The 6,041-nt window shown below is 43.0% G+C and carries 7 protein-coding genes and 1 pseudogene; 7 read left to right on the forward strand and 1 reads right to left on the reverse strand.

Features of this window, described 5'->3' with window-relative positions:
• Positions 1-293: pseudogene (locus tag AB7U21_RS08300) on the reverse strand (hypothetical protein); the annotation flags it as partial.
• Between the two features lie 42 nt (positions 294-335).
• Between AB7U21_RS08300 and AB7U21_RS08305 the strand changes: the two are divergent.
• The 7 genes from AB7U21_RS08305 to AB7U21_RS08335 all read left to right on the forward strand — a co-directional run bounded on the left by AB7U21_RS08305 (position 336) and on the right by AB7U21_RS08335 (position 6,013).
• On the forward strand, positions 336-1,064 hold the full coding sequence (locus AB7U21_RS08305) for a matrixin family metalloprotease (RefSeq protein ID WP_428388254.1): 729 nt from the start codon (positions 336-338) through the stop codon (positions 1,062-1,064).
• Positions 1,051-1,413, forward strand: a complete 363-nt coding sequence (locus AB7U21_RS08310; RefSeq protein ID WP_333786574.1) for an MGMT family protein — start codon at positions 1,051-1,053, stop codon at positions 1,411-1,413. Before AB7U21_RS08305 ends, AB7U21_RS08310 begins: the two co-directional genes overlap by 14 nt.
• A gap of 12 nt (positions 1,414-1,425) precedes the next feature.
• On the forward strand, positions 1,426-3,132 hold the full coding sequence (locus AB7U21_RS08315; RefSeq protein ID WP_428388256.1) for an aldehyde ferredoxin oxidoreductase family protein: 1,707 nt from the start codon (positions 1,426-1,428) through the stop codon (positions 3,130-3,132).
• A gap of 169 nt (positions 3,133-3,301) precedes the next feature.
• Positions 3,302-3,685 (forward strand): translation initiation factor IF-5A, encoded by a 384-nt coding sequence (locus tag AB7U21_RS08320; protein ID WP_292352438.1) that lies wholly within the window; start codon positions 3,302-3,304, stop codon positions 3,683-3,685.
• A gap of 56 nt (positions 3,686-3,741) precedes the next feature.
• Positions 3,742-4,611 (forward strand): agmatinase, encoded by an 870-nt coding sequence (gene speB, locus AB7U21_RS08325; protein ID WP_428388258.1) that lies wholly within the window; start codon positions 3,742-3,744, stop codon positions 4,609-4,611.
• A 116-nt stretch (positions 4,612-4,727) separates the two neighbouring features.
• Positions 4,728-5,378, forward strand: coding sequence for an HVO_0476 family zinc finger protein (locus AB7U21_RS08330; protein WP_428388260.1), 651 nt, complete (start codon positions 4,728-4,730; stop codon positions 5,376-5,378).
• A complete protein-coding gene (locus tag AB7U21_RS08335) occupies positions 5,345-6,013 on the forward strand; it encodes a protein-L-isoaspartate O-methyltransferase (RefSeq protein WP_333786578.1) in 669 nt (222 codons plus the stop codon). Before AB7U21_RS08330 ends, AB7U21_RS08335 begins: the two co-directional genes overlap by 34 nt.
• The last annotated feature ends 28 nt before the right edge of the window (positions 6,014-6,041 follow it).

Below are 6,041 nucleotides of genomic sequence, written 5' to 3' on the forward strand. Positions count from 1 at the left end.
TCTATTTTTAATCCATTATCAGCTATGAACCTCCGGAGTTCTGTTTTTGGATCAGTGTTCTCAATGGCAACAGGTTCAGCATGCATTACCACAAGAGCTCTTCTGGGTCTCTCTGCTACCAGCATGATACTTTCTATGTTTTCAAGAATATTGCCCGTTGATGTCTCTTTTGCCACACGGTACATGCGTAGCAGTGTTCCTGCGCTATCAAATACCACTGCTATCTTCTTTTGCATGGGGCCGGTTTGTCCCTCATTGTATTTATCGTTATGCAGCTCATATTTATTGATCAATTAACTATTTGTATTGCGTAATGTATGTTCATATGGTGCTCAATGTTTCAAACATGTCCTGCTTTCATAGGGTTGCTATTCTTTGTCTGTTTTTTTACTTCAGTGGCAGTACATAGTGTGTATGCAATGGAGGATAATGCTTATCCTGCGCTTACTACAATACCTTGGGACCATTCCCCGATCACAGTATACATCGATAATGTTAATGTTCCAGAACATTACAGTCCCACATATAAAGAACAGGTAGAATCTGCTATGACATACTGGGAAAATGGGGGGAATGGCCATCTGGCATACGAACCCGAATTCAGGCTGGTTGATTCTGAAAGTGAAGCTGACATCTATATTATGTGGGTGGAGAATCTGGAAAAGGACGCGGGCGTTGAGAACGGTGTTGCAGGTTTTGCAAGGCCTTATGAAGTCAATGGGAAGTATGTGCGAGTGGATATCGTCCTGGAGGTGGGCAATTATGAAGGTTATGCATGGAAACAATATGGTGATGCCAACATGCGTGAACTGGCAAAGCACGAGCTGGGGCATGCTCTTGGTCTTGGCCACAGTAACGACAGGCGTGATATCATGTATCCCACCTATGATCAAAAGGATAACATCGACCCACTACTTGTAGAGAGGACCAGGCCTTTCATATATGCTGCTGTCATAGTTTCCGCAATTACAGTGTCATTATCTGTCATCAACTGGTTACGATATCGTGGAAAAAGACGTTCTATCGAAGATAAGTTCCTGGGTGGCAAACATGGAAGATCTTGAACTCCTGTGTCGTGAAATGTTAAGATACCTTAAAGGTGAGCAAGTAGATTTTTCATGGTGTAAAGTTGATCTTTCCCATTTATCTGATTTTGAGAAAGATGTGCTTGAGCAGACAAGACACATTCCCTACGGACATACAATTACCTATGGAGAACTGGCTGCGCTAATAGGCAGAAGAGGAGCTTCCAGAGCAGTAGGAAGTGCTTTAGCAAAAAACCCATATCCTATAATCATTCCATGCCACAGGGTAGTGTCAAGTAAAGGCATGGGAGGATTTTGTGGAAGTAAGGATCATGAAAGTTTATCTTTGAAACGCAAACTACTGGAACTTGAAGGAGTTAAAATATGAAGGTGAGAATGAATGTTCGGCTGGACAGGAAGAACTATCTTTGTTGACCTTAGTTCTCATTCGGTCACTGAATCAAGAACGGGTGTAAAGCAAGCCAGAGAATATCTGGGAGGTCGGGGTTTTGGTATAAAGTTGATTTATGAATTTGCTGACCCGGATGTGGATCCCTTATCACCTGACAATCCACTGGTGTTTGCTACAGGTCCGCTAACAGGGACAGCAGCTCCGATGTCCGGACATTATTCAATTACCACGAAATCCCCACTTACTCATACTATATTTGATTCCAATGCCGGAGGACACTTCGGAAAGGCAATGAAATATGCGGGTATAGATGCCCTGGTCATTACAGGAAGGTCCGATACCCCTCTCTATCTATCCATCTTTGATGAAGATGTAGAACTTATCTCTGCAGAACATCTTTGGGGAAAAGATACAAGGGAAACTACTTTAGCGTTGAAGGAAAAGGGAAGTGTGGTATGTATAGGCAGGGCAGGTGAAAAAAAAGTACGCTTTGCAAACTTTGTGAGCGACAACCTTTATTCAAGTGGTCGGGGTGGTCATGGGGCTGTAGCCGGCTCCAAGAACCTGAAGGCCATAGTGGTAAAAGGTACTAATGACCCTCTTATAGCAGACCCGAAAGCATTTGAAAAGGCTATAGCCAGTGCACAGAGGTTACTACAAGCAAATCCAGTAACCTCCAAAGGTTTATCTGTATATGGTACTTCCTTTATGGTCAATGTCATGGACCATCTTGATATCCTCCCTTCCATGAATTTCAGGGAACAGAATTTCCATTATGCTGGAAATATCTCAGCAGAACAACTCTCAGCGTCTTACAAAAGTAAGAAAACACCATGTGATAACTGTCCTCTTGGATGTAGGAGGTTGCTTGAAAACGGTAGTCCAATACCTGATTATGATGCTTTATGGGCTTTTGGTCCAGCTGTGGGTAACACTGATCAGGAATCCATTGTAAAGGCTAATGAACTTTGTTATGTTAATGGTGTAGATCCTATCTCATGTGGAGCTACTATCGCATCATATCTTGAAATATCTGGTGGGAAAATGGATCCTGCACATCTCTTGCAAACAGTTTCTGAAATATCACAAGGTATCAGTTCACTCGGTGAAGGTTCTTTATCCTATATGATCAAGCAGGGCGTAAAAGAACTTAGCATGAGTTCCAAAGGTCTGGAAATACCCGGCTATGATCCCAGGAGTATTTCAGGGCTTGCTCTTGCATATGCCACTTCAAATCGGGGGGCATGCCATATGAGTGCATTTATGGCAGGACCCGAGTTATTGGGTAAACCGGTGGGGCTTGACAGATTTGTATTGCAGGGCAAAGCTGGCTTTGTTAAGTTGTTCCAGGATCTTGCAGCAGTTATTGATTCTGTTGTCCTGTGTCCGTTTGTGAGTTTCGCTCTGAGCGAAGGGGAGATAGCTTCTTTGATCAGTGCTGCAACGGGAGTCTCATATTCTTCTGAGGACTTGCTGAGGGTGGGTGAGAGGATATGGAATCTTGAAAGATCGTTCAATCTCAGAGCAGGTTTTACCTGTGAGGACGATACCTTACCCAAGAGAATGCTTTCAAAAGGTGGTATTTCTGAAGGAGAATTTAAAAGAACTATTGCTGAGTATTACCAATTAAGGGGATGGGACAGTCTGGGAGTTCCAACTACAGGCAAGCTTGAACAACTTGGGATAACATTTTAATATGGTTATCAGGCCATCAGTCGCAGTAGGTATTTTAAATAGTAATCTTTCTATTTTTTAGACTATATGCTTCTTATATAGATAACTTGATATATGGAATGGTAAATTATTACCAGTCATATTCAATGTTTGATCGCTTATTTAATAGACCGTTCCGGAGAATTCATAAATGAAACAGCAAGTAGAGGTTAAAGAACTTAAAGAGGGTAAGTACGTTCTAATTGATGAAGAGCCCTGTGTCATTAAGAGTATTTCTAAATCCAAGCCAGGAAAGCATGGTTCAGCAAAAGCAAGGATCGATGCAATTGGAATTTTCGATAATCAGAAAAGGTCCATTGTGGGACCTGTGTCTGACAAGATATATGTTCCTCTGGTTGAAAGAAAGAGCGCTCAGGTAATTGCCATAGCAGGCGATGTTGCCCAGCTTATGGACATGGGCGATTACTCTACCTTTGAGCTTCCTATAACTGAAGAATATAAGGAGAGAGTAAAGGAAGGGGAAGAGATCACTTATCTTGTTGCCATGGGCAAGATGAGGATCGATATGAGGTAAACTTATACCTCATATATTTTCTACATGTATACAAATTTATACACTATTCTGGTTAAATGTTCCACGATCTTTGTATGATGGATTCACTGTCAGATTATTCATCTGCCAGATATGTTCTCTTTGGTGTTCCCTTTGATGGTACATCTTCTTTCCGTGCTGGCAGCAGGTGGGCTCCTGATGCTATGCGCAAGGCATCTGCTAATTTTGAAACCTATAATTCATACTTCGACATAGATTTTGAGGATCTGCTGATCCATGATGCAGGTAACTTCGAGCCTTACTCGGATGTTGAGAAGACACTCGAAGAACTTCTCTTCGCAGTGGAACCAATCGTGAAGGATGGAAAGATCCCAATAATGATGGGTGGAGAACACTCTCTTACTTATCCCTGTGTGAGGGCATGTGCAAAGCATGTAAGTGAAGACATTGGCTTTGTGGTGATGGATGCTCATTTCGATCTGCGTGAAGAATATGGCGGTGTAAAATTCAATCATGCCTGTGTTTCCAGACATATTTTAAATGACATCACTGACAAGTATGTGACAATTGGTGTGCGCAGCGGTCCCAGGGAAGAATGGGAGTTTGCAAAAGATAATGGTGTCTGCTACTATACTCCTGACATTGTAAGAGAAAAAGGTGTTAAAACAGTTCTTGCAGAAGCACTTGAACACCTTGACTGTGACAAGATATACCTGTCACTGGACATGGATGCCCTTGACCCATCTTTTGCTCCCGGTCTTGGAACCCCTGAACCTTTCGGGCTGACAGATGTGGAGGTGAGGGACATTATCCGCATCCTTGCTCCTATGTCTATAGGTTTTGATGTAGTTGAGATCTCTCCAGAGTACGATGGAGGTCAGACTGCTCTTCTGGGCACGAAATTACTTCGCGAGTTCATTGCAGCACACGCTGCAGCAAACAGATGAGATTTAAATTTAATTTTAGTTGATAAGCACCTTTTTGCTTTCATCTGTTCATTTTGAGGTTTTGGAATTTCCTTGGGGTTAAATATTTACTCTTCCCTGTCATAATTAAACAGATTATGAACGAAGAAGTCGAAGTTGTATGTCCCTCTTGCTCACCACGTCATCCGGTGCTGCATGAGGTCCTTAAATCAGGTGTAAATCCTGTGGTAAAATGTTCAGAATGTGGCACAGTTCACCCTACAGTTATAGAAACTCCCAAGATCATTGATGTCAAGGTTATCGTAAGCAGAGGAGAATCTTCCTTTCCACTGCATACCCATCTGCAGGCTGATGATATAATTCGTGTTGGCGATGAGATGTTCATCGATGACGAGTCTTCAGATGAGGTCTATCCGGTTGTAATAACAGCGATCGAATCTGGTCAAAAAAGGCCAGAAGCAGCCAAAGTCGCAGATATTAATCATCTATGGGGCAGGGCTATCGATGAGGTGTGCGTAAAGATAGCGATCCATGAAGGCACCACTACAAGATCGGTGATCAAGCAGGTTCCCGGAGGTTACCAGTTCACCATTGGTTCGACCGAAAAGGCTGGCCCTGATGAGTTCAAGATCATAAAGATCAAGGAAAGAGATGGCAGTTTCAGATCCCGTGATGGTATCGTCATAGAAGCCAAGAATATAAAAAGAATCTTTGCAAACCCTGTTCATAGAAGAGCATGGGGAAGTGGTACTTCGTGGAGTTCTCGAAGGAGAGAGCAGAGCTGGTAGCTCGCCTGAAGGTTCATGGTATAAGCGAAAAGGTCCTCAGAGCAATGCTTAATGTGCCCAGGCATCTCTTTGTTCCATCTGTGCACATGTCAAGCGCTTATGTGGACTCACCACTTAATATCGGGTATGGTCAAACCATATCTGCTCCTCATATGGTAGCTATTATGTGCGATCTGCTTGACCTTCAGGAAGGTCACAAAGTCCTGGAGGTGGGTGCAGGTTCGGGATATAATGCTGCAGTTATGGCTGAGATCATAGGGAATACTGGTATAGTATATTCTACTGAAAGGATACCGGAGCTTGTCAGATCGTCGAAAAACAATCTAAAGGCAGCTGGCTATCGTAATGTAGAGGTTTTTCTTTCCGATGGATCTATAGGTCTGCCTGAACATGCGCCCTATGACAGGATATGCGTGACCGCATCAGCTCCCTCTATTCCTGAACCTCTGGTGCAGCAGCTAAGATCAGGGGGGAGGATGGTTATTCCTGTGGGGGAGATGTTCCAGTCCCTCTTCCTTGTTACAAAAGAGAATGATGGTACTGTGGTCACTAAAGAATGGGGTGGCGTAGTTTTTGTTCCCCTGATAGGGAAACATGGTTTTCATTTCGAGCAGAAACCTTACAGGCACCATTGAAGTTTCCATTTTTTAATAGAGCTTCATT

The sequence above is a fragment of the Methanomethylovorans sp. genome, assembly GCF_050177135.1.
Taxonomy (GTDB): Archaea; Halobacteriota; Methanosarcinia; order Methanosarcinales; family Methanosarcinaceae; genus Methanomethylovorans.

Excerpts from the sequence above, each read along its gene's own strand:
- AB7U21_RS08330 (WP_428388260.1), top strand. The coding sequence starts at position 4,728 with ATGAACGAAGAAGTCGAAGTTGTATGTCCCTCTTGCTCACCACGTCAT.
- AB7U21_RS08320 (WP_292352438.1), top strand. The coding sequence starts at position 3,302 with ATGAAACAGCAAGTAGAGGTTAAAGAACTTAAAGAGGGTAAGTACGTT.
- AB7U21_RS08305 (WP_428388254.1), top strand. The coding sequence starts at position 336 with ATGTTTCAAACATGTCCTGCTTTCATAGGGTTGCTATTCTTTGTCTGT.
- AB7U21_RS08315 (WP_428388256.1), top strand. The coding sequence starts at position 1,426 with ATGTTCGGCTGGACAGGAAGAACTATCTTTGTTGACCTTAGTTCTCAT.
- AB7U21_RS08310 (WP_333786574.1), top strand. The coding sequence starts at position 1,051 with ATGGAAGATCTTGAACTCCTGTGTCGTGAAATGTTAAGATACCTTAAA.
- speB (WP_428388258.1), top strand. The coding sequence starts at position 3,742 with ATGTTCCACGATCTTTGTATGATGGATTCACTGTCAGATTATTCATCT.